The following is a 22256-nucleotide window of genomic DNA, read 5'->3' on the forward strand; positions in this document are numbered from 1 at the left end:
GGCCGTGGAGTATAGCAGTGGCCGCGTGCAGGTCAGCGCCGACGCCGGCCGGAGGCAGACGCCGCAGCCGTGGACCGAGGGCGCCGCTCAGCGCCCGTAGACCAGAGTGCCGATCGGCTCGCCGCGCATGATGCGCATCAGATCGCCCTCGCGCGACATGTCGTAGATACGCAGCGGTATCTTGTGGTCGCGGCACAGCGCGATGGCGGTGGTGTCCATCACTTGCAGGTTGCGCTGGATGACGTCGTCGTAGGACAGCTTGTCGTAGCGCGTCGCGCTCGGGTCCTTGGCCGGATCGGCGCTGTAGACGCCGTCGACTTTGGTCGCTTTCAGCAGCAGGTTCGCGCCGATCTCGATCGAGCGCAGTGCGGCGGCCGAGTCGGTGGTGAAGAACGGATTGCCGGTGCCGGCCGCGAACAGCGCGATGCGACCTTTCTCCAGATGGCGGATCGCGCGGCGGCGGATGAAGTCTTCGCACACCTCGTTGATCTTGATCGCGCTCATCGTGCGCGCGAACCCGCCGGCCTTCTCGATCGCGTCCTGCATCGCCAGCGCGTTCATCACCGTCGCCAACATGCCCATGTGATCGCCGGTGACGCGATCCATGCCGGAAGCGGCGAGCCCGGCGCCGCGGAAGATGTTGCCGCCGCCGATGACCACGCCGACCTGCACGCCGACGCGCTGCACTTCGATGATCTCGCGCGCCAGCCGCTGCAGCACTTTCGGATCGATGCCGTAATCGGCCTCGCCCATCAAGGCCTCGCCGGAGAGTTTGAGCAGGATGCGCTTGTACTTGATCTCGGCGGGCATGGCTCTTCCTACTGCGGGCAAACGCAGCATTGTAGCCCAGCGCTCGCCGGCAGCGGGAGTCGATCAAATCGTTCGCGCGATCCACGGGATGCGGCGCAAGGTCGCGACGAGCGTCCAGCTCGAAGCGAGCGCTGCGAGAAAGACGAAAACGCCTTTCGCGGCCGCCGGCCAGTTCGCATCGAGCAGGCAGAACTGCAGCCAGCTGACCAGGACGTAGTGCACCAAGTAGATGCCGTAGGCGTTGCGGCTGAGGTGGTCGAACAGCGCGTGCCGCTTTTTCCCCAGGTGCAGAAACAGTGAGAGAAAGGCGATCGATGAGGTGACGCAGGAAAGCGCGAATGCGGTCAAGGTCGCCGTTTCGAGTCCGGCGATCGGCTGCTGCCGGGCGTTGAAAGTGAGCAAGGTGATGAAGACGGCGATCAAGGCGAAATAGGCGAGCAGCGCCAGGTTCGGCCACAACAGCCAGCGGCGCGCGAGCGCGCCGTCCTCGGTCAGCACGCTTCGACCGATGCCCCAGGCGCCGATGCCGACGCCGATGGCGAAGAAGCTCGCATACAGCGCGATGCGGCTGCTCTGCACGAAGAACGGCCCGAAGCTCGACCAATGCGAGGGATCGACGAACGAGGCGAGCGGTACGAACGCCAAGATCGCGATCGCGGCGGTGCCGCCGAAGAAGGCGCCCGGCGAACGCGCGGCGATCAGGCGGCCGAAGGCGTCGGCGGCACCGGGCGCGACGCGCCAGGCGAGCGCAGCGAGCACGTCGAACGCGAACAGCACCCACAGAAACCAGGCCGGACCGGCCGGCCAGACGCCGAGGTCGAGCCAGGCCTGCGCGAATCCGCCGAAACCCGATTCGCCGCCACGTTGCAGCCACGCCGGATAGTAGGCGAGCGGCGCGAGGACCAGTGCGGAAAACAGGAACGGCAAGCCCAGGCGTCGGCCGCGATCACGCAGGAACGCAGCGGCGCCTTTGCGCTGCAGTGCCGGCCAGACGAACAGGCCCGACAGCAGGAACATCAACGACATGAAAAAGGCGTCGTTGAAGCCGACGAACAAGTCGATGCCGACCCAGCGCCGCGTGTCGACGATCGGAAATGCGCCCCACAGCAGGTTCCCGGCGCCGAAACTTCCGGGCGGCGGCGCGTATGGGTGGTAGGCGAGCACGGCGTGATGGGCGACGACCAGCACGGTCAGGAACGCGCGCAGGTAGTCGAGTGCCGGGTAGCGTGCGGGCATCGTGTCGGCGACGGCAGCATCGGCGCAGGGTTCGGTTCGAAGTTGGCGCACGATCGAATTCCTCGGCGGGCAAGGTGGAGAAGCGGGCAAGGGGCCGCGCCGTGGCGCGGAAGAGGTCAGCGCGATCGCCGCAATCGGCGCAAGGCGAGCAAGTAGAAAAGGCCGGGTATGCCGACCAGCACGGCGATCACGACGAAGGCGGCGCGGAAGAATTCGTCGAAGCGATAGCGCAGGAAGAACTCGTAGGCGAAGCGGTCGTTCGCGTGCGCCGCGGCGATCGCGTAGCCGCCGCCGGCGACATCGTGGGCGACCGCCAGACCACCGGCCGCGGCGGTCCAGGCGGCGGCGAAGCCGCCGATCGCGTAATCGCCGATCGCGATGCCGCCGAAGGCGAGCCACCCCACTGCAACGGTGGCGAGCGAGACCAGCCCGACGCCGACCGAGCCGATCGAGATCACGCCGACCGAGACCGCGCCGACGCTGATGCCGCCGACACTGGTCGCGCCCATCGCGTACAGCACGCCGATCGCGTGCGCAGGTCCGATCGCGATCCAGCCGCACGCCGGACCCGCGTCGCGCGGCGGCACGCCGAACTGGACGTGCCACAGCGGCAGGCCGAGCAGCGAGATTTTGCTGCGGCGTTCGCTGAAGCCTCGTCGTGCCAGCGTGTCGCGGCCGGCGAACAGCTCCGGATGCGCATCGCGTTCACTCTCGCGCAGCGCCGCCGTGGCCTGCACGGAGAGCAGGATCGTACGCACGATCCAGGCACCGAAGCTCAGCGGCAGAGCGATTGCGGCGGCCAGAAACAGGCGCGGATGTTCGGTCCACAACGATCCGGCGAAGACGAACGCGTACAAGGCCGGCAGGAAGAAGGCGAGCCCGATCGCGATGTCGCGCACTTGGCGGTGCAGCAGCTCTCTCTCTCGCTGCGTGCGCACTGCCTCCAGCCCCATGCGATAGCCGAGATAGCTGCCGGCGAAGCCGAGCAGAAGGCCCGACAGCGCGTTGAACAGTGCCGCGAAGCCGGCCCACTTGGCCAAGACGCTGCCCTTCGCCGCGGTCGCACCGATCGCCGCGGCGGCGGCGGAGGTGCTGGCGCCCGGCAGTGCGGCGATCACGGCGAGGGTGAACACGCTGCCCGGCGCACTGCGCGTCAGCGCACCCTCGACGAAACTGGCGATCTGCTCTTGCAGCAGCCGGCGTCCGCGCGTGAGGCGCTGCTTGACCGCCTCTTCGCTCAGATCGAGTGCCGCCGCGACCGCTTCGATCGACTGCTGCTCGCGGTAGAACAGCACCAAAGGCTCGCGATAGGTCTGCGGAATGTGCGCGATCGAACGCCACAGCAGCGCTTGTTCTTGCTCGCTGACCGCGCGTTCGTGTGGCGGCGGTTCGCTGTCCGCCACATCGAAGGTCGCCTCGATTGGCTCGGCGGCACGGGTCGGCTCGTGCCGCTCGCGTCGCGACGCATTGCTGGCGAGATTGCGCGCGATGCCGCACAACCAGGCGCGCAGGCTGTGCGGATCGCGCAGTTCGCGCAGCTGCTTCCAGGCACTGATGAAGGTTTCCTGCGCCACGTCTTCGCTCTGGCTGAGGTTGCCGGTCGCGCTGTAGCCGATCGAGCAAACCAGCGACTGGTAGCGCGCGACGATACGCGCGAACGCATCGCGACTGCCGTCGAGGCTTTGCGCGACGAGGGCGGCGTCGTCGCCGCGCGGATCGAGAAGACGTGCGGTCATCGGCATCATGACGCAGCAGTGGCGCGATCGGCGCGAAAGGTGACAGAAACGCAGGCAACAAAAAAGCCCGCGGGTGTCCGCGGGCTCGAGAATCGAAACTTTTTGATCTTCGCGATCAGGCAGATCGCGAAGGGTACTCTCAGACCTGCATCGCCTTGGCGACTTCGGCCGCGTAGTCCTCGACCACCTTCTCGATGCCCTCGCCGACGGCGAGGCGCTGGAAGCCGAGCACGTCGGCGCCGGCGGCCTTGGCCGCGGCTTCGACGCTCTGGTCGGTGTTGAGCACGTAGGGCTGGCCGTACAGCGTGTTCTCGTTGACGATCTTGGCGATCTTGCCGCCGATGATCTTCTCCAGGATCTCCGCCGGCTTGGCCTTGTCCTTCTCGCTCATCTTGGCCAGCTCGATTTCCTTCTCCTTGGCGACGAAGTCGGCCGGAACGTCGGTCGCCTTGTTGTAGGGCGGATTCATCGCCGCGACGTGCATGGCGACGCCGCGCGCGAACTCCGCGTCACCGCCCTTGACCTCGACCAGCACGCCGATGCGGCCGCCGTGCACGTAGGCGGCGACGTTGTTGCCGCTGTCGATGCGCGCCAGGCGGCGCACCTGCACGTTCTCGCCGACCTTGGCGATGACCGCGGCGCGCGCTTCCTCGACCGTCTGGCCGGAGGCGAGCTTGGCCGCTTTCAGCGCTTCGGCGTCGGCGGCGCCGGAGGCCAGCGCGGCTTGCGCGACGGCGTCGGCGAAGGCAAGGAAGTTGCCGTCCTTGGCGACGAAGTCGGTTTCGGAATTGATTTCGACCAGCACCGCCTTACCGCCGTTCTGGGCGAACGCGATCTTGCCTTCGGCGGCGACGCGGCTGGCTTTCTTGTCGGCCTTGGCCAGGCCCTGCTTGCGCAGCCATTCACCGGCGGCGTCGATGTCGCCGTTGTTCTCGGTGAGCGCCTTCTTGCACTCCATCATGCCGGCGCCGGTGCGCTCGCGCAGTTCCTTGACCAATGATGCGGTGATTTCCATGGGAATCCTCGATGTGGCGGCAGCGGCGCCTGCACGGCACCGCTCGTTCTGATGTGTCGGCCGTCGGCCGAGCCGAAAGCGCGCGCCCGGCCGGGCCGGGATACGACGGGTTGCGGCGGAATCCGCGCGTACGCGGTGTCGGTCCGGGCCGCATCATGCGGCCCGGACATGACGATTACTCGGAAGCCGGCTCGGCGTCCGCCTTCGGTGCGCGCTCGCGCTGGCCCGGACCCGGGCCGCGACGGCCCGCCGGCGGACGGCGGTCGCCGCCCGGCTTGCGCGGACCCGGCTTGCGACGGTCGTCGCGCTCGCGCGATTCCTTCTTCGTCACCGGATTGCCGTCGGCGTCGAGCTCGACGAAGTCGTCCTTCTCGCTGGCGACGATCGCCGGCGCGGCGGCCTTGCCTTCGAGCACGGCATCGGCGGCGGCGGCGGTGTACAGCTGCACGGCGCGGATGGCGTCATCGTTGCCCGGGATCGCATAGTCGACCAGGGACGGATCGTAGTTCGTGTCGACCACCGCGATGACCGGAATGCCGAGCTTCTTGGCTTCCTTGACCGCGATGTCTTCATGGCCGATGTCGATCACGAACAGCGCGTCCGGCAGACGGTTCATGTCCTTGATGCCGCCGAGCGACTTGTCCAGCTTTTCCTTCTCGCGCACCAGGCCCAGCACTTCGTGCTTGACCAGGCGCTCGAAGCGACCGTCGGTCGACATCGCTTCGATTTCCTTCAGGCGCGCGACCGAACCCTTGACCGTGCGGAAGTTGGTCAGCATGCCGCCGAGCCAGCGCTGGCTGATGTAGGGCATGCCGCAGCGTGCCGCCTCTTCCTTGACCGCCTCGCGCGCGGAGCGCTTGGTGCCGACGAACAGGATGGTGCCGCGCTTCTGCGCCAGACCCGAGATGAAATTCATCGCGTCGGTGAACAGCGGCAGGGTCTTTTCGAGATTGATGATGTGGATCTTGCCGCGCGCGCCGAAGATGTACGGCGCCATGCGGGGATTCCAGTAGCGGGTCTGGTGACCGAAATGCACGCCAGCTTCGAGCATCTGGCGCATGGTGACTTGAGGCATTGCAGAATTCCTTCGTATAGGGAATTGCAGCGAGCGGTTCCATCAAAAGACCGCACACGGATGTGCGGGCTCTTGCACGGGACTCGCATACAACTCCGGGGTTGGGACCTCCACGTATCCGCCGCGTGCGACTCCTTACGGAGCACCCCGAACGCGGTGACGATACGTGTGCGGATTTGACCCTGGAGCTTTCGGCTCCGGGCCGCAGCAGCCTTGCGGATTGCCCGCGCGGCCGCATCTTGCGTTACGCGTCAACGACTTACGAAAGTCGGGGCGCGCAACCGTAAAATTATAGCTTGGGTGGCGTGTCCGCGCCACAGTCAGGCTTTCGAGGAACCATGGCCGTCACCGTCAAGACCCCCGACCAGATCGAAAAAATGCGCGTCGCCGGCCGCCTGGCCGCCGAGGTGCTGGAGATGCTGGTCGCCCACGTCAAACCCGGCGTCAGCACCGAGCAGCTCGACCGCCTCGCCTACGAGCACATCGTCGACGTGCAGAAGGCGATTCCGGCCAACGTCGGCTACAAGGGCTTCCCCAAGACGCTGTGCACCTCGGTCAACCACGTGATCTGCCACGGCATTCCCAACCCCGGCAAGGTCTTGAAGGACGGCGACATCGTCAACATCGACGTCACCGTGATCAAGGACGGCTGGCACGGCGACACCAGCCGCATGTACTTCGTCGGCACGCCGTCGGTACTGGCCAAGCGCCTGGTCGACACCACGCTCGAGGCGATGCTGCTCGGCATCCAGCAAGTGCGCCCCGGCGCCACGCTCGGCGACATCGGTCACGCGATCCAGCAGTACGCCGAGCGCCAGGGCTTCTCGATCGTGCGCGAATACTGCGGCCACGGCATCGGCCAGATTTATCACGAAGACCCGCAGGTGCTGCACTACGGCCACGCCGGCGCCGGACTCAAGTTGCAGAAAGGCATGACCTTCACGGTCGAGCCGATGGTCAACGCCGGCAAGCCGCAGACGCGCCTCTTGCCCGACGGTTGGACCGTGGTGACCAAGGACCACTCGCTGTCGGCGCAGTGGGAACACACGATCGCGGTCACCGACGACGGCTACGAGATCCTCACGCCGTGGCCGAGCGCGGCCTGACGCGCCGACCTTTCGACGAAAAATTCCGCTTCCGGACCGATCCGATTCAAACCGCTGCGCGGCGGCGCCGCACGCTTGTACAGTAGGGCGCATGCCCGACCGCAACGCCCTCCCGCTCGCACCGCTGCCGCGTCTGCCGCCGGCGATGCCGCGCAGCGGCGTATCGGCCGAGGCGCGGCTGGCGCTGCGCCAGGTGCTCGGCGACATCGACCGCACGCTGACGCAGGCGTTTCGTGCCGGTGCCGACGCCCGCGACCTGGTACGCCGGCGCGCGAGCGCGATCGAGAGCGTGGTCGTACACGTGTGGCAGGCCTGTGTCGGCGAGGTGGCGGACTGCGCCTTGTTCGCGGTCGGCGGCTTCGGCCGCGGCGTGCTGTTTCCGCATTCGGACGTCGACCTGCTCGCGCTGGTAGAGGCTGATGCGGCCGCGCGCCAGGCGCGCGCGCTGGAGGCGTTCTTCACCTGTCTTTGGGACATCGGTTTGAAGCCCGGTCATGCCGTGCGTACGCCGGCGCAATGCCGCGAACTCGCCGCCGGTGACGTCACCGTATTCACCTCGCTGCTCGATGCGCATCTGCTCGCCGGCAATGCCGCGCTGGCCGAGACGCTGCACGCGATCGTCGACGATCCGGCGCTGTGGCCGCCGGCCGAATTCTTCGCCGCCAAGAGCGCCGAGCAGAGCGCGCGTTATGCGCGCTACAACGACACCGCCTACAACCTCGAGCCGAATCTGAAGGAAAGCCCCGGCGGCTTGCGCACATTGGACTTGATGCGCTGGCTCGGTCGCCGCATCGCCGGTGCCGGCGACTTCGCCGCCATGGTCGAGGGCGATCTGCTCGACGCGACCGAGCGCGCCGCGCTGGAACGCTCCGAGGCGACCTTGTGGCGCTATCGCTACGCGCTGCACCTGGCCGCCGGGCGTCCCGAGGAACGTCTGCTGTTCGATCACCAGCGCCGCCTCGCCGCTGATCTCGGTTTTGCCGACGAGCACGAGAAGAATCTCGCGGTCGAACAATTCATGCAGCGCTACTACCGCGCGGCGACGATCGCCGAGAGGCTCTACGCGCAATTCAAGGAACGTTGCGCGGAGCTGCTGGAGCCGCCGGTCGAGGCGCCGCGCGTGCTCGACGAATGGTTCGTCGCTTCCGGCCTGCGGCTGGAGCCGCGCGATGCCGGGCTGTTCCTGCGCCGGCCGCGCGCGATGGTCGATGCGTTCGCGCTGCTGCTCGACCATCCCGAGCTGCGCGGTCTGTCGGCGCAGACGATGCGCCTCCTGCAACAGGCGCTGGCGCGTCACCGCGGCGGTTTCGCCGAGGATAGGAATGTGCTGGCCGCCTTCCTCGCGCTGTTGCGCCGTGGCGCACCGGCGGTCGATGCGCTCGCCGCGATGAACCGCCACGGCGTGTTGGCGGCGATCCTGCCGATGTTCCGCCGCGTCGTCGGCCGCATGCAGTACGACCTGTTCCACGTCTACACCGTCGACGAGCACACCCTGCGCGTGCTGCGTAACGTCGCGCGCTATGCCGATCCCAAGGCGCGCGAGGAGCTGCCGCTCGCCTGCCAGGTGTTCGAAGCCTTGGACAAGCCCGAACTGCTGCTGTTGGCGGCCTTGTTTCACGACATCGCCAAGGGCCGCGGCGGCGACCATTCGGTGCTCGGCGAGGAAGACGCGCGCGCGTTCGGCGCGCGGCTGGAACTGGCGCGCGCCGATACCGAGCTGGTCGCCTGGCTGGTGCGCTGGCATCTGTTGATGAGCGTGACCGCGCAGCGGCAGGACATCACCGATCCGGAAGTGGTGCATCGCTTCGCCAGCCAGGTCGAAGAGGTCGAGCGGCTCGATCATCTTTATCTCCTGACCATCGCCGACATCGCCGGCACCAATCCGAAGCTGTGGAACGAATGGAAGGCGCGCCTCCTGGCCGATCTCTACGTCGCGGCGCGCTATGCGCTGCGCGCCGGACTGGATCGTCCGCCGCACGAGGAAGCACGCGCTGAGGCTTGTCGTGCGCGCGCGCTCGAGCTGCTCGCCGAAAGCGGCTTCGCGCCGGCGCGTGCCGAGGCCTTGCTGGCCGATTTCCCGGACGCGAGCTTCCTGCGCCATCGGCCCGAGCAAATCGCGGCGCAAGCGCGAACGATCGAGCAGGACAGTGGGGCTGAACTCGTCGTCGCGGTGCAGCCGCGCTCGATGCGCGGCGGCAGCAGCGAGGTGTTCGTGCACGCGCCCGATCGCGACGGCTTGTTCGCTGCGATCGCAGCGACTTTGGACCGGCTCGGCTTCGACGTGGTCGATGCACGCCTGCTCGCCTCGGCACATGGCCGCGTGTTCGACACCTTCGAGGTGCTCGACGCCGGCACTTCAGCGGCGCTCGATACGGCGCGCGCGGCGGAGTTGGAGGCCGCGTTGCGGCGTGTGCTCGCCGGCGAAACGCTGGATGCGCGCGTGCCGCGCCGCAGCCTACCGCGCCGCCTGCGCCACTTCCAGCGCGCGCCGCAGATCCAATTCAACGCGGTCGGCGCGGCGACCCAGCTCGCCCTGGTCTGCAGCGATCAACCCGGTCTGCTCGCGCAAGTGGCGCAGGCGCTGCGTGATGCGCGTGTACGCGTGCACGATGCGCGCATCGCCACCTTCGGCGAACGCGTGGAAGACTTCTTCGTGCTCACCGACGAGGACGATCGCGGCCTCGACGCGGCCGCGCAGACTCGCCTGCGCGACGTCCTGCTCGACCGTCTGGTGCGTGAGGAGATCGCCGAAAGCGGTTGATCGTCGCGCCCGCGAGAGGGTGATGCGCCGGAGCTAGTCCGCCGTCTCGTCGGGAATGACGGCGGTCGTCCACGGCGAACGCACGCTCCAGCCCAGACTCTCGTACAGCGCACGGCCTTCGGGCGTCGCCACCAGCAGCGGCAACGCCGTATCGGATCGACGCGCGGAGGCCAATGCGGCCATCAGCGCGCGTCCGAGTCCGCGCCGACGGTGCGCAGGCTCGGTCACGATGCGGTCGTACACGAACACGCCGCCGTCTTCGACCGCGTAGCCGCACGCTGCCGCCTCGCCGTCGGCATCGAGGATGCGCGCCGTCGTGGTCGCCTGCACGGTCGAGAGATCGAGCCGATAGCCGACAGGCAGCGGCGATGCGGTCACGACGACGGCCGCATCGCCGACCATCAGGAAACCCGGTTCGGCGATCTGCCAGCGCGGCGGCAGCAACGGCGCCATTTCCGCGTGCGTGCCGGCGAGCTTGAGCGGGATGCGCGGCGCATCGATCGCGTAGGCCAGCTCGCGCAGGTCCTCGCTCGGCCGGGCGAACGCGTAGCGGCGTGTTTCCGCTGCCGTCGCGGTATCGACGCGCAAACCGCCGCGGTCGCGGATCGGATGCGGCAAACCGCGACCGATCGAGCGTGCGCGCAGCCATTGTTCAATCAGATCGAGATCGACGCCGCGCAAGACTCAACTCTCCGATGTGGGCGCGCATTTTCGCAGAAGCCGGCAGCGGTGCGTGGCGACGGCCGGCGCGTTCGGTACACTTCCGCGCTGCCAAGCACTCGTTGCGACCGATGCGTGCGATCTTCCGCGCAGCGCTCGCACAGCCCCATCCGAGGACAGCAATGCCACTGCAGCAAACCCTGATCGACGACGCCTGGGAGCGTCGCAACGCGCTCGCCGCCGACGAAATTTCCGAGCGCCTGCGCCCGGCCATCGACGATATCCTCGATGCGCTCGAAGCCGGCGCGGCGCGTGTCGCCGAACCCGACGGCAACGGCGGCTGGCAGGTGCACCAGTGGTTGAAGAAAGCCGTGCTGCTGTACTTCCGCATCAACCCCAACCGCGTGATGGACGGCGGCCCAATGGCTGCATTCGACAAGGTGCCGCTGCGCTTCGCCGCGGCCGACGAGGCGGCATTTCGCGCTGCCGGCGCGCGCGTGGTGCCGGGCGCGCTGGTGCGACGCGGCGCGCACGTGGCCAAGGACGCCGTGCTGATGCCGAGCTACGTCAACATCGGCGCGCACGTCGGCGCCGGCACCATGGTGGACACCTGGGCCACGGTCGGTTCCTGCGCGCAGATCGGCGCCAACGTGCATCTTTCCGGCGGCGTCGGCATCGGCGGCGTGCTCGAACCCTTGCAAGCCAATCCGACCATCATCGAGGACGATTGCTTCGTCGGCGCGCGCTCGGAAGTGGTCGAAGGCGTGGTGGTCGAACGCGGCAGCGTGATCGGCATGGGCGTCTTCCTCGGCCAATCGACCAAGATCTACGACCGCGCCAGCGGCGAGGTCAGCTACGGCCGCGTGCCGGCCGGCAGCGTCGTCGTCGCCGGTTCGCTGCCGGCGGCCGACGGCAGCCATAGCCTGTACGCCGCGGTCATCGTCAAAAAGGTCGATGCGAAGACGCGCGCGAAGACCTCGATCAACGAACTCCTGCGCGCTTGAGGACGGGTTCCGAACCATGACCACGAAAATCTACGGCCTCGACAAATGCGACACCTGCAAGAAGGCGCGCAACTGGCTCGATCGAAAGCGCGTCGCGTACGAATTCATAGATTATCGCGAGCAAAAGATCGCGCCCGAATCGCTGAAGGCGTGGGCGCGCCAAATCGGCGGTTGGGAGAAGTTCGTCAACCGTGCCTCGACCACCTGGCGCAGCCTGCCCGATGCGCGCAAGTCGCCCGGCAGCGATGCCGAATGGACCTTGCTGATCAAGGAATACCCGGCACTGGTGCGACGCCCGCTGGCCGTGTTCGACGACGGCCGCGTGCAGCAGGGCTTCACCGACAAGCTGTACGCGCAAGCATTCGAGGAGAACTAGTGCGCTGCCCGTGAAGCGATTTGCCGCCTCGAGCACAGGTCACGACGAATTCCCGCGTTCGCGCGAATGACGAACGAGTAAGCTTGCTTCGAATCCCGAATCCCGAATCCCGAATCCCGAATCCCGAATCCCGAATCCCGAATCCCGGCTCTCCCATGTCCGCCGTCTTCGAACTCACCCGCGATCTGATCCGCCGCGCCTCGGTCACTCCCGAGGACGCCGGCTGCCAGGATCTGATCGCCGAAATCCTCGCGCGCGCCGGCTTCACCATCGAGCGCCTGCGTTACGGCGAGGTCGACAACCTGTGGGCGACGCACGGCGGCGACGGGCCGGTGCTGGCGTTTCTTGGGCATACCGACGTGGTGCCGAGCGGCCCGCCCGAGGTGTGGACGCATCCGCCGTTCGAGCCGGCCGTTCGCGACGGACGTCTTTACGGCCGCGGTGCGGCGGACATGAAATCCGGCGTCGCCGCGATGGTGGTCGCGCTGGAAGAGTTCGTGCGCGCGCAGCCGCGGCATCGCGGCCGCGTCGCGCTGCTGTTGACCTCGGACGAGGAGGGCATCGCGGCCGACGGCGTGCGCCGGGTCGCGACGGAATTCCGTGCGCGCGGCGAACGGCTCGACGCCTGCGTCGTCGGCGAACCGTCGGCACGCGTGCGTTTGGGCGACCTGATCCGCATCGGCCGGCGCGGCTCGCTGACCGGCCGCCTGCGCGTGCGCGGCGTGCAAGGCCACGTCGCCTATCCGGACAAGGCCGACAATCCGATCCACCGGCTCGCGCCGGCGCTGGCCGAACTCGCGGCCGCGCGTTGGGACGAAGGCAACGAAGCGTTCCCGCCGACCTCGTTCCAGATTTCCAATCTCAATTCAGGCACCGGTGCCGACAATGTGATTCCCGGCGATCTGCGTGCGGTGTTCAACTTCCGCTACGGCACCGCCAGCAGCGCCGACGGACTGCGCCAGCGCGTCGAGGAAATCCTGCATCGCCACGGCGTCGTCTACGAGATCGACTGGTGGTTGTCGGGCGAGCCGTTCCTGACCCGCACCGGTGTGTTGCGCGAGGCGACCATCGCGGCGATACGCGAGTTGTGCGGGGTGGAGCCGGAGCTGAGCACCGGCGGCGGCACTTCCGACGGGCGCTTCATCGCGCCGCTCGGCGCGGAGGTGGTCGAAGTCGGTCCGTGCAACGCGAGCATCCACAAGATCGACGAGCACGTCGCGCTGGACGAACTCGAGCGCTTGCCGCTGCTGTATCGCTCGATCGCCGAGCGCTATCTCGGCACGGATGCGATTTGACGGCGTTCGCGCGGCGTCGTCGCACGCGCAGCATGACGCGTTCGCACGGTTCCCCCTACACTCGGCGTCGGCGTGGGTGGAGTCGAAGCGTTGCAGGGGGCTGCGCGGTTCGGCGCTGCGACGCCGGATGCGCCCTCCCGCCACGAATTCGTAGCCCTAAGATGCGCTCGCTCAGCACGTTCGTCCCGCTTCGCGTTTTGTTCGTCCTCGGTTTGGCCGTGTTCCTGCTGCCGGCGCCGGCCGCAGCGGCCGATTGGTTCGGCGTTTCGCGCCGGCTGGCGCCGTCGGGCGCGACCGATTTCACGCCGCACGGCACGCAGCCGGGGCTGGCCAACGACCTGCAATACAACGAGCAATGCAGCAACTGCCACGGCAGCGGTGGCGGCGGCGTGGTCGCGGTCGATCGCACCTTGCGGCCATTCTCGACCTGGGCCGGCTCGATGATGGCAAACGCTACGCGCGACCCGGTGTTCTGGGCCGCGCTCGACGTCGCCAATCACGACGTTCCCGGAGTCGGCGACTACTGCCTGCGCTGCCACACGCCGCAGGGCTGGTTCCGCGGCAACGTGGTCAAGCAGGGGCTCAATCCGACGCCGAACGATCCGCTCAAGGGCGCCGCCGGCTGCCTCTTGTACGGCAGCTACGCCTCGCCCGACGACCGCAACAGCGATTTCGGCGGCACCGGCTGCCACTACTGCCACCGCATGCTGGCGCAAGGACCGCAGGGACAGCCGCCGTATGCCGAGAACGGCAATGCCTGGATCGACGATGTGGCCTGCGATCCGGACAACGGCATGTTCGAGCCTTGCCGCGGCGGTCCCTACGACTACGCCGGCGGTGGCACGCCGGCGCCGCATCCTTGGAAGTATTCGGCATTCCACACGCAGAGCGCCTTGTGCGGCACCTGCCACAACGTCAGCACGCCCGACACTGCCAGCGGTCCGTTGAAGACCTTGAAGCTCGCCGACGGCACCGATACGACGCGGCCGTTCCCGATCGAGCGCACCTACGGCGAATGGTTGCAGAGCCAGTACGCGCAGGCGCCCGAGCAGAGCTGCCAGTCCTGCCACATGCCCCCGAGCCAAGAAGCGGACGCCTACGCCTGCAGCTATCGCGAGAACAACCGTCAGGGCAACTTGCCGGTGCACGCGCTGGCCGGCGGCAATACCTGGGTACCGAAGATCATCAAAGGCGAATACGCCGCGCAGATCGAGAACAACGGCGGCCACTCCGATCGCACCAGCGCTTACGATCAGACGATCGATTGGGCGCGCAACATGCTTATGAACGCGGCTTCGGTGGCGACTACGATCACCTCGTACACGCCGGCTAGCGGCAGTGCCGGTGCGCTCGCCCTGCGCGTGAAGGTGACCAATCTCAGCGGTCACAAGCTGCCGACCGGCTACGCCGAGGGGCGCCGCATGTGGCTGAACCTCCAGGTGCGCGACGTCAACGGTTCTCTGGTCTTCGAAAGCGCCGCTTACGATGCCGCCAGCGGCGTGTTGACCCAAGACGCGCAGGCGCGGGTGTACGAGGCGCTGCAAGGCATCTGGAATCATCGCGGTGCCGGCGCTTGCGACGTCGACGACGTCGACGGCAAGCCGATGTTCCATTTCGTGCTGAACGACTGCATCGCCAAGGACAACCGCATTCCGCCGCTCGGCTTCAAGCCGGCGACTGTGGCCGACCCGAACGGTTACGAATTGCGTCCGGTCGGCGCGAGCTACGCGGAGACCGCGCCGGGCTCGGGCACCCTGGTCAACTTCGACGAGGTCGACTACGCCGTGACGCTGCCGCCGGGCACCTCCGGTCCGCTGACCGCGACCGCGCGGCTCTACTACCAGACCTCGAGCAAGGAATACATCGAGTTCCTGCGCGAGGAGGCGAGCGAGAACGCGTTCGAGGCCGAGAACGCGATGTGCGGGCCGGGCGACATCAACCGGCCGCGCCCGTTCACGGTCGGGCCGCAGGGCCAGACGCGCGGCCAATATCTGTTCGATCTGTGGAACGAACCGGTCGCCGGCGAGCGCATCTTCGCCGACGGATTCGACGGTGTCGTCGCGCGCACCGGCTACGGCAAATCGCCGCCCGAACTGATGCAAACGGCCGGCGCGACGACGAATTAGCCGTCGCGTCCGCCGGCTCGCGGCCGTGGCGCGTCGTTTTGCTGTGCATCACGACGTGCCGCGCCGACCGTGCTAGATTCGCCGCTCCGCCGTTCGGTTACATCCGCAACTTTCGGCTGCGTGTGCACCTCCGCGCGTCGCTCAATGGGGTAATTTCGAGATGAAACGAAGCATCAGCGTCCTATTCGGCCTGTGCGGCGTCCTGCCGTTCGCGCATGCCGGCGTCATCGAGAAGGCGCAACAGGAAGAAGCCGCCGCCGCACCACAAGCCTGGTCCGCCTGGGGCGGCGACATCGGCTTCCGCTGGAACCTGGGTCTGCTCGGCAACTTCGGCGTCACCGTCGAAGCGACGCCGCGCGACCGCTTGGAGAAAACCGACATCCGCCGCCACGAGTGGTTCGCCTTGCGCGACAGCGGCAGCCTCAAGTTCACCGTGCGCAACGGCGCGCTGCAGCAGTTCAGCGGCGGCTCGCTGCAGATGCGCGGCGGCTACGTGCTGCACTTGCCCGACGGCAGTCTGGTCGACCTGCGCCAGCTGACCCTGCGCGTGCGCGAGGACGGTTCCAACATCATCGACGTGGTCAGCGGCGACGGCAAGGCTTGGTTCTACATCGATCGGGTCATGTTCGAGCTGGCCGACGGCAAGCGCAGCCTGGCCATCCGCGCGGCCGACCTGCGCATGACGCCTGCGTTCGTGGCGCGCATCGGGCGGCCGGAAGCGAAGGGCTGGGCGGTTTCCGATCTGGCCCTCAATACGCAAGTGTTCGTGCAGGGCAGCGACGAAGTCGTCGGCGGCACCTGCGAACCGTATCCGTGGCCCGGCATCGCGGTACCCGGCGCGCCGGCCGGCACCAAGTACCAAGCCGACCTGTTCATGCGCGACATCGATTTCCAGACCGCGGGTTGCCGCAATTGCGACGGTCCCGGCGGCACTAACGACGGCACGGTGTCGTTCGTGCCCAATTCGACATTGCGCAACAACGTCAACAACGGCACCGCGCAGGCGACCATTCCGGGCGATCCGCTCGGCACCAGCACCGCGCTGTACACGGCCAACATCGCCTGGCACACGAAGTTCACCGGCGAAGCGCCGGCCTACAATCCGCCCTACAAGAACGATCAGCATCCGTACCTGATCTGGAACATGTATCGCATCAATCCGAACGGCGGCATCGAGCAGATCGGCCGTTCCGGCGTCAAGCATGCGTTCCTGACCACCAACGGCGGCTGCGCCGACAGCTGCAACGATCCCCATTCGCTCGGCCGCAGCTGCAGCGACACCTACGGCACCGGCAACAACGACAGTCCGAGCGATATGGGGCCGCGCTCGGAAATCGTTCCCGCCACCGGCATCTGGGGCCGTTGCGGGTCGATCTTCGATCCGGACTGCACCGGCAACCAGCAGAGCAACGGCAACGACGACTGGACCCAGCGCATGACGGTGCGCGAGTCGCAGCTCGATCCGGCCACCAACGCTGGCGCGAGCTATCTGCTCGACTCGTGGTACCTGGCGCGGCAGGACATCAACATCTACAACTCGATGGCGACCGTCACCGGCACGCCGCACTACAACGGCGGAACGTGGTCGTTCTCCAACCAGGCCAACTACCGCCTCGGCGCCGCGATCGATCGCTGGGTCGATCCGGCCGCGCCCGGCGCGAACGCGATGAACACCGAACTCGCGGTGACCGGCGGCCACGCCAAGATCGCGGTCAAGGTGACCGATCTGGGCGACGGCAACTGGCGCTACGACTATGCGGTGATGAACTTCGACTTCGCCCGCGCGGTGATCCAGGGCGCGGCCAACGGTCCCGATCCGCGTGTGGTCAGCAACAAGGGCTTCGACAGTTTCAGCATTCCGCTGCCGTCGACGAGCTCGGCCGGCACGATCACCTTCAGCAACGGCACCGTCGACAGCAGCAGCGCCTGGAACGTGACGCGGGACAACGACCGCCTGGCCTGGAGCGCGCCCGAAGGGGGTACGACCTTGGACTGGGGTACTTTGTACTCTTACTCGTTTACCGTGCCAGTGGGGCCGAAGAAGGGCACGGCGAGCTTGCGCGTGGCGCAGGCCGGCGACCCGGCGGCGTACGAAGTCGCCACGCTGGTACCCGATGTGGCCGAAACGGTGAACGATCGAATCTTCAAGGACGGATTCGATTCGACGGCACCGTGACGGCATCGGTTCGCGCGTGACGCAATAGCGAGCAAGGTTTTCCGGACGAGTCGGAATGATCCCAGCTAAGGCATCCGTACTGCGGTGGCGCATGGCCGCCGCCGCAGCGGCGTTCGTGCTGCTCGCCGTCACGGCGCGCGCGCTCGATTTCACTCCGCACGGCACCCAGCCTGGCCTCAATTCGACCTTGAGCCCGAGCAGCGAATGCGCCGATTGCCATCGCAGCCGCAACGCGCAGAACGATTCGTTCATGCCGCACTCGAGTTGGGGCGGCTCGATGATGGCCAATGCCACGCGCGACCCTTTGTTCTGGGCTGCGCTCGACATCGCCAACGCCGATGCCGCCGCGATCGGCAAGTCCGGTGTCGGCGACTACTGCCTGCGCTGCCACACGCCCGGCGGCTGGTACAAGGGGCATGTGGTCAAGACCGGTTTCGCCGGAGATCCGCCGCTGCCCAATGGCGAGAAGGGCTGCCAGCTGGTCGGCAACTACGCGCGCGACGATCTGAAGACCAACGACTATTCCGGCGTCGACTGCAACTTCTGCCACCGCCTGATGCCGACCGGCCCTGCCGGCGAGGCGAACATGGTCGGCAACGCCAACGTCTGGCTCGACGACGCGCTGCAATGCGTGACGCCGGGTAACAGCAGCGGTTTTGCCGGCCCCTGCCGGCGCGGACCGTACACCTACGCCGCGGGCGATCCGCTGGAGGCTCCGCACGGCTGGGTGCAGTCCAAGTACCACGAGCAGTCGGCGCTGTGCGGCAGCTGTCACGACGTCACCACGCCGGATACCGACGAAGGTCCGCTGCGCACGCTGATTCGCGCCGACGGCAGCGACAGCGGGCGGCCGTTTCCGATCGAGCGCACCTACACCGAATGGACGCGCAGCTTGTTCGCCGAAGCGATCTTTCGCGACGGCCTCGGCGATGCGCCGCCGGGCCGGCCGGCCTTGGCCAAGGCGCAGAGCTGCCAGAACTGCCACATGCGCATGTCGGAAGACCCGCTCGCCAAAGCCTGCGACATGAATCCGTCCGGCTCGCGCACCGGCAACCTGCCGCTGCACGAATTCGTCGGCGGCAACACCTGGGTGCCGGAGATCCTCAAGGGCGAGTACGGCCAGACTCTCGGCCGTCCCGACGACTTCGATCGCACGATCGGCTGGGCACGCGCGATGCTGCAGTCGAGCGCGGCGGTGGAGACGGCGGTGACTTCGTATCAGCCGCCCGTCTCGGCGACGCCCGGTACCTTGGCGTTGCGCGTTGAAGTGACCAATCTCTCCGGCCACAAGCTGCCGACTGGCTATTCCGAAGGCCGCCGCATGTGGCTCAACGTGCAGGTACGCGACGCCAACAAACAAGTAGTGGCGGAGAGCGGCGCATACGACACCGCCACCGCACTGTTGACCGAGGATGCGCAGGCGCGCGTCTACGAAATCCTGCAAGGCGTCTGGAATGCCGGCACGCAGGAGTGCGTGACGACCGAGGGCGGCAAGAAGCAGTTCCATTTCGTCTTGAACAACTGCGTCGCCAAGGACAATCGCATTCCGCCGCTCGGCTTCCGCCCGAAGTCCACTGATGATCCGCTCGGCGAGGAAGCCGCGCCGGTCGGCCAGATCTATGCCGAGACCTCGCCGGGCTCGGGCGTATTGGTCAACCGCGACGGCGTCGACTACAGCTTCAGCGTACCGGTGACGGCGGTGCCGCCGCTGAGCGTACGCGCGACTTTGTACTACCAGACCGCCAGCCGCGAATACATCGAATTCCTGCGCGACGAAGCCGTCGCCAACGCGACGCCGGGAGAAAACACGATGTGCGTCGACGGGCCGAACCGGCCGTTCTCGCTCGGGCCGCAGGATCGTTCGCGCGGCGAATTCGTCTACCAACTGTGGAACAACGCCGCGAACGATCCGCAGCAGGCCGGCTACGGCAAGTCGCCGCCGGAAATCGTCGCCAGTTCCGCGGCGCAAGTGACCGTGAGGAGAGCACGATGAAATGGGTCGTCGTTTCGGTTGCGGCGACGCTGCTCGCCGCCTGCGCCGCGCAGCCGCCGCCGAAGAGCGCGGCCGATGGACTTTTGGCCAGCGACGTACCGGCCGCCGGACGCATCCGCGGCTATGTGATCGAGCGTCGCCACAGCGATTTCACGATGGTCGACGGCAAGGAGATTCGGTTCGAGGTCGAGTACGGCTGGGACTACGAGCGCGGCGTCGGCGTGCGCAAGACCTACGATGCCGCGGGCCGGCTCAGCAAGAGCGAGGACGTGGTCGGCGCCGACATGCCGCTGAGCGAAGCGGAGGTCGAGCGCGTACGTGCGCTCGTGCGCAACCATCCGCAGCTGAAAGCGATCGCCGGCGCACCGGATGTGCGGATCTGGTCGGAGGGGTTCGTCTATCGCGTCCCCGGCGACCGCTATTGCGACAAGGGATCGCGCTGCATCCACGCGATCATTGCCAAGGATCAAGGCCTCAATGCGGTCGGCCATGCGATGGTCGACCTGCAAATCGATCGCGTCGTCTATCCGTTCTACGACGGCGTCGCGATGAACAAGGCAATGCATCATTCGACGGGGAGTCCGAAATGAAGAGCCGTATCGCAATACTGTTGCTGGCGCTGTTGTCGATCGGAGGCTACGCGGGGAGCGCGTACGCCGATTCGCCGACTTGCACCAGCCCGGAAAAGAAATTGAGCTGGCCGCTGGTCAATCCGACTTGGGAGATGTGCTGGCTGCCGCCCGACCAGAGCGCGGGTCCACGCGGGTCGGGCATGGAGCTGCGCAAGGTCTACTTCAAAGGACATCTGGTGTTCGCGCGCGCGCACGCGCCGATGCTGTTCGCCGAGTACAAGGACGGCGACGGCGGCGATTGCTACCGCGACTGGAAGGACGACACTACCCCGGTACTATCCGACCGCGCCGTGCAGAACAAGCTCGGCACCTCGGTCGATCCGCCCACCGCGACGACCGCGTGCGACCGCTCGCACGATCCGACCGCGTCCTACGGTACCTGCGCGTTCCAGCTGCCGGGCTATCCGAACACGACCGCTTCGTGTTTCTCCGGCGTCGCGATCGAAGACGGCGGCGACCACGTCACCCTGACCACGCAGTACCGCGCCTCCTGGTACATGTACGCCTCGCGCTGGACCTTCTTCAGCGACGGTCGCATCGAACCCTCGTTCGGCTTCGGCAACAACAACGGCACGTACAACAACGTCACCCATTGGCACCACAACTACTGGCGCATGGAGTTCAACATCGACGGCGGCAACAACACCGTCAGCAAGAACAACGTCGACCAGAGCACCGAGTTCACCGACCTGCGCAGCCTGACCGGCGGCCCCGGCGGCGTCGCCAAGACCTGGGAAGTGCGCAATCCGACCACCGGCAACGGCTACCGGCTGATTCCTGGCTCCGACGACTACACCGTGCCGACCAACCAGTCCGGACGCGGCTTCCACACCATCGACGTGATGGCGACGCGCCAGCACGACAACGAGTACGGCGACAATCCCAACTACGATCTCGGCGATTGCGCGATGGACAAGAACGCGCTCGTCAACAACGAAAGCCTGGCCAACAGCAAGATCGCGCTGTACTACCGCGTCGCCGTGCGCGACAGCACCTCGCAAGACTGGCCGCCCAATTGCTCGGGTGCGAACTGCATTCCGCAGGATTCGATGGAGTGCAAGAAGACCGGGCCGACCTTAGTCGCGTTCGGTCCCTGGGCGCAGTCGACACCGAGCAATCCGACCGCGGCGGTGGCACCGGGCAATGTCGAACTGACCGTCGACCAGGGCGCCACCGCCACCGACACGTTCGGCATTTCCAACAGCGGCGATCCGGGCAGCACGCTGAACTACACGATCAACCTCGCGGCGAGTTCGTGCGCCAATCCGGGCGCGGTCGCCTGGCTCAGCGCGACGCCCGCGTCCGGCGGCGTGCTGCAGGGCGCGACCGCGCCGATCACCGCGACGATCAATGCGGCCAGCCTCGCGCCGGGCCAATACTCGGCCGTCATCTGCGTGCACAGCAACGACACCGCGCAGCCGCTGATCTCGGTGCCGGTCAGCGCCACCGTCAACCAGGCCGTGCCGACCAATCCGACCGCGACGATCGCGCCCGGCAGCGTCGAAGTGACCGTCGACGCAGGTGCCACCGCCACCGACAGCTTCGCCATTTCCAACAGTGGCGCCGCCGGCAGCACCTTGAACTACACGATCAATCTCGCGCCGACCTCGTGCACCAATCCGAACACGGTCGCTTGGCTCAGCGCGACGCCGGCCTCGGGCGGCGTGCCGCAGGGCGCGGCCGCGCCGATCACGGCGACGGTCAACGCCGCCAGTCTCGCGCCCGGCCAATACTCGGCCGTCATCTGCGTGCACAGCAACGATCCGGCCCATGCGCTGATCTCGGTGCCGATCAGCGCGACGGTGAATGCGGTCGTCCCGCCGTCTCCGACCGCGACGATCAACGAAGGCGATCTGACCTTCGAAATCGTCGAAGGCGGCAGCGGCGCCAGCGACTTGACCATCCGCAACACCGGCGGAGCGGGCAGCACCTTGAACTTCACGCTGGCCTTGTCGAGCACCTCGCCGGCGCAATGCTCCAGTCCGGATTCGGTGCCGTGGCTGCACGTGACGCCGACCTCGGGCGCGGTCGTGGCCGGCGGCACACCGGTGGACGCGGCGGTGAATGTGGACGGCAGCGGGCTTGCGCTGGGCACCCACGCAGCGACGATCTGCGTCGGCAGCAACGACCCGGCGCACGCGATGATCGAAGTGCCGGTCAGCGTCACCATCTCCGCCGACCCGGACCTGATCTTCAAGAACGGGTTCGACCAAGGTCCTTGAGCGAACGCGCCGCGCGCCGGCTTCGGCGCGCGG

16 protein-coding genes are annotated in these 22256 nt (G+C 67.3%); 10 read left to right on the forward strand and 6 right to left on the reverse strand.

Annotation, left to right across the window (positions count from 1 at the left end):
* Positions 1 to 87 precede the first annotated feature (87 nt).
* The 5 genes from pyrH to rpsB form a co-directional block, all read right to left on the reverse strand.
* Positions 88 to 810, reverse strand: a complete 723-nt coding sequence (pyrH, locus tag AC3QL3_RS06040) for a UMP kinase (RefSeq protein ID WP_492897454.1) — start codon at positions 808 to 810, stop codon at positions 88 to 90.
* Positions 811 to 873: 63 nt separating this feature from the next.
* Positions 874 to 2097, reverse strand: a complete 1224-nt coding sequence (locus tag AC3QL3_RS06045) for an acyltransferase family protein (RefSeq protein ID WP_492897456.1) — start codon at positions 2095 to 2097, stop codon at positions 874 to 876.
* Between the two features lie 65 nt (positions 2098 to 2162).
* The gene (locus AC3QL3_RS06050) at positions 2163 to 3782 is read right to left on the reverse strand and encodes an RNA polymerase sigma factor (RefSeq protein ID WP_492897458.1); all 1620 of its coding nucleotides are present in this window, start codon (positions 3780 to 3782) and stop codon (positions 2163 to 2165) included.
* A 139-nt stretch (positions 3783 to 3921) separates the two neighbouring features.
* The gene (tsf, locus tag AC3QL3_RS06055) at positions 3922 to 4797 is read right to left on the reverse strand and encodes a translation elongation factor Ts (RefSeq protein WP_492897460.1); all 876 of its coding nucleotides are present in this window, start codon (positions 4795 to 4797) and stop codon (positions 3922 to 3924) included.
* A 175-nt stretch (positions 4798 to 4972) separates the two neighbouring features.
* Positions 4973 to 5872, reverse strand: a complete 900-nt coding sequence (rpsB, locus tag AC3QL3_RS06060; RefSeq protein ID WP_492897462.1) for a 30S ribosomal protein S2 — start codon at positions 5870 to 5872, stop codon at positions 4973 to 4975.
* A gap of 338 nt (positions 5873 to 6210) precedes the next feature.
* On the opposite strand from rpsB, the gene map reads away from it, so the two are divergent.
* Positions 6211 to 6978, forward strand: coding sequence for a type I methionyl aminopeptidase (map, locus tag AC3QL3_RS06065; protein WP_492897463.1), 768 nt, complete (start codon positions 6211 to 6213; stop codon positions 6976 to 6978).
* 91 nt (positions 6979 to 7069) lie between these two features.
* On the forward strand, positions 7070 to 9739 hold the full coding sequence (gene glnD, locus AC3QL3_RS06070; RefSeq protein ID WP_492897465.1) for a [protein-PII] uridylyltransferase: 2670 nt from the start codon (positions 7070 to 7072) through the stop codon (positions 9737 to 9739).
* 33 nt (positions 9740 to 9772) lie between these two features.
* Here glnD and AC3QL3_RS06075 read toward each other — a convergent pair whose 3' ends face one another.
* Positions 9773 to 10420, reverse strand: a complete 648-nt coding sequence (locus AC3QL3_RS06075) for a GNAT family N-acetyltransferase (protein WP_492897467.1) — start codon at positions 10418 to 10420, stop codon at positions 9773 to 9775.
* A gap of 161 nt (positions 10421 to 10581) precedes the next feature.
* Between AC3QL3_RS06075 and dapD the strand changes: the two genes are divergently transcribed.
* From dapD to AC3QL3_RS06115, 8 genes are all read left to right on the forward strand, one after another.
* Positions 10582 to 11403 carry a 2,3,4,5-tetrahydropyridine-2,6-dicarboxylate N-succinyltransferase gene (dapD, locus tag AC3QL3_RS06080; protein WP_492897469.1) on the forward strand — a complete coding sequence of 274 codons (822 nt, stop codon included), beginning with the start codon at positions 10582 to 10584 and terminating at the stop codon, positions 11401 to 11403.
* 16 nt (positions 11404 to 11419) lie between these two features.
* Complete coding sequence (locus AC3QL3_RS06085; protein WP_492897471.1) at positions 11420 to 11779, forward strand: Spx/MgsR family RNA polymerase-binding regulatory protein; 360 nt, start codon at positions 11420 to 11422, stop codon at positions 11777 to 11779.
* 155 nt (positions 11780 to 11934) lie between these two features.
* The gene (gene dapE, locus AC3QL3_RS06090) at positions 11935 to 13074 is read left to right on the forward strand and encodes a succinyl-diaminopimelate desuccinylase (protein WP_492897473.1); all 1140 of its coding nucleotides are present in this window, start codon (positions 11935 to 11937) and stop codon (positions 13072 to 13074) included.
* Positions 13075 to 13235: 161 nt separating this feature from the next.
* Entirely contained in the window at positions 13236 to 15200 is a 1965-nt protein-coding gene (locus tag AC3QL3_RS06095; RefSeq protein WP_492897475.1) for a hypothetical protein, read from the forward strand.
* A 160-nt stretch (positions 15201 to 15360) separates the two neighbouring features.
* Positions 15361 to 17376, forward strand: coding sequence for a hypothetical protein (locus AC3QL3_RS06100; protein ID WP_492897477.1), 2016 nt, complete (start codon positions 15361 to 15363; stop codon positions 17374 to 17376).
* A 55-nt stretch (positions 17377 to 17431) separates the two neighbouring features.
* A complete protein-coding gene (locus AC3QL3_RS06105) occupies positions 17432 to 19369 on the forward strand; it encodes a hypothetical protein (protein WP_492897478.1) in 1938 nt (645 codons plus the stop codon).
* Positions 19366 to 19959: a hypothetical protein gene (locus tag AC3QL3_RS06110; protein WP_492897480.1), complete on the forward strand. Its 594-nt coding sequence runs from the start codon at positions 19366 to 19368 to the stop codon at positions 19957 to 19959. The genes AC3QL3_RS06105 and AC3QL3_RS06110 overlap by 4 nt, the downstream gene beginning before the upstream one ends.
* Positions 19956 to 22223 carry a COG1470 family protein gene (locus AC3QL3_RS06115; protein WP_492897482.1) on the forward strand — a complete coding sequence of 756 codons (2268 nt, stop codon included), beginning with the start codon at positions 19956 to 19958 and terminating at the stop codon, positions 22221 to 22223. Before AC3QL3_RS06110 ends, AC3QL3_RS06115 begins: the two co-directional genes overlap by 4 nt.
* Positions 22224 to 22256: the final 33 nt, after the last annotated feature.

Source organism: Dokdonella sp. GW821-FHT11D02, assembly GCF_058808595.1.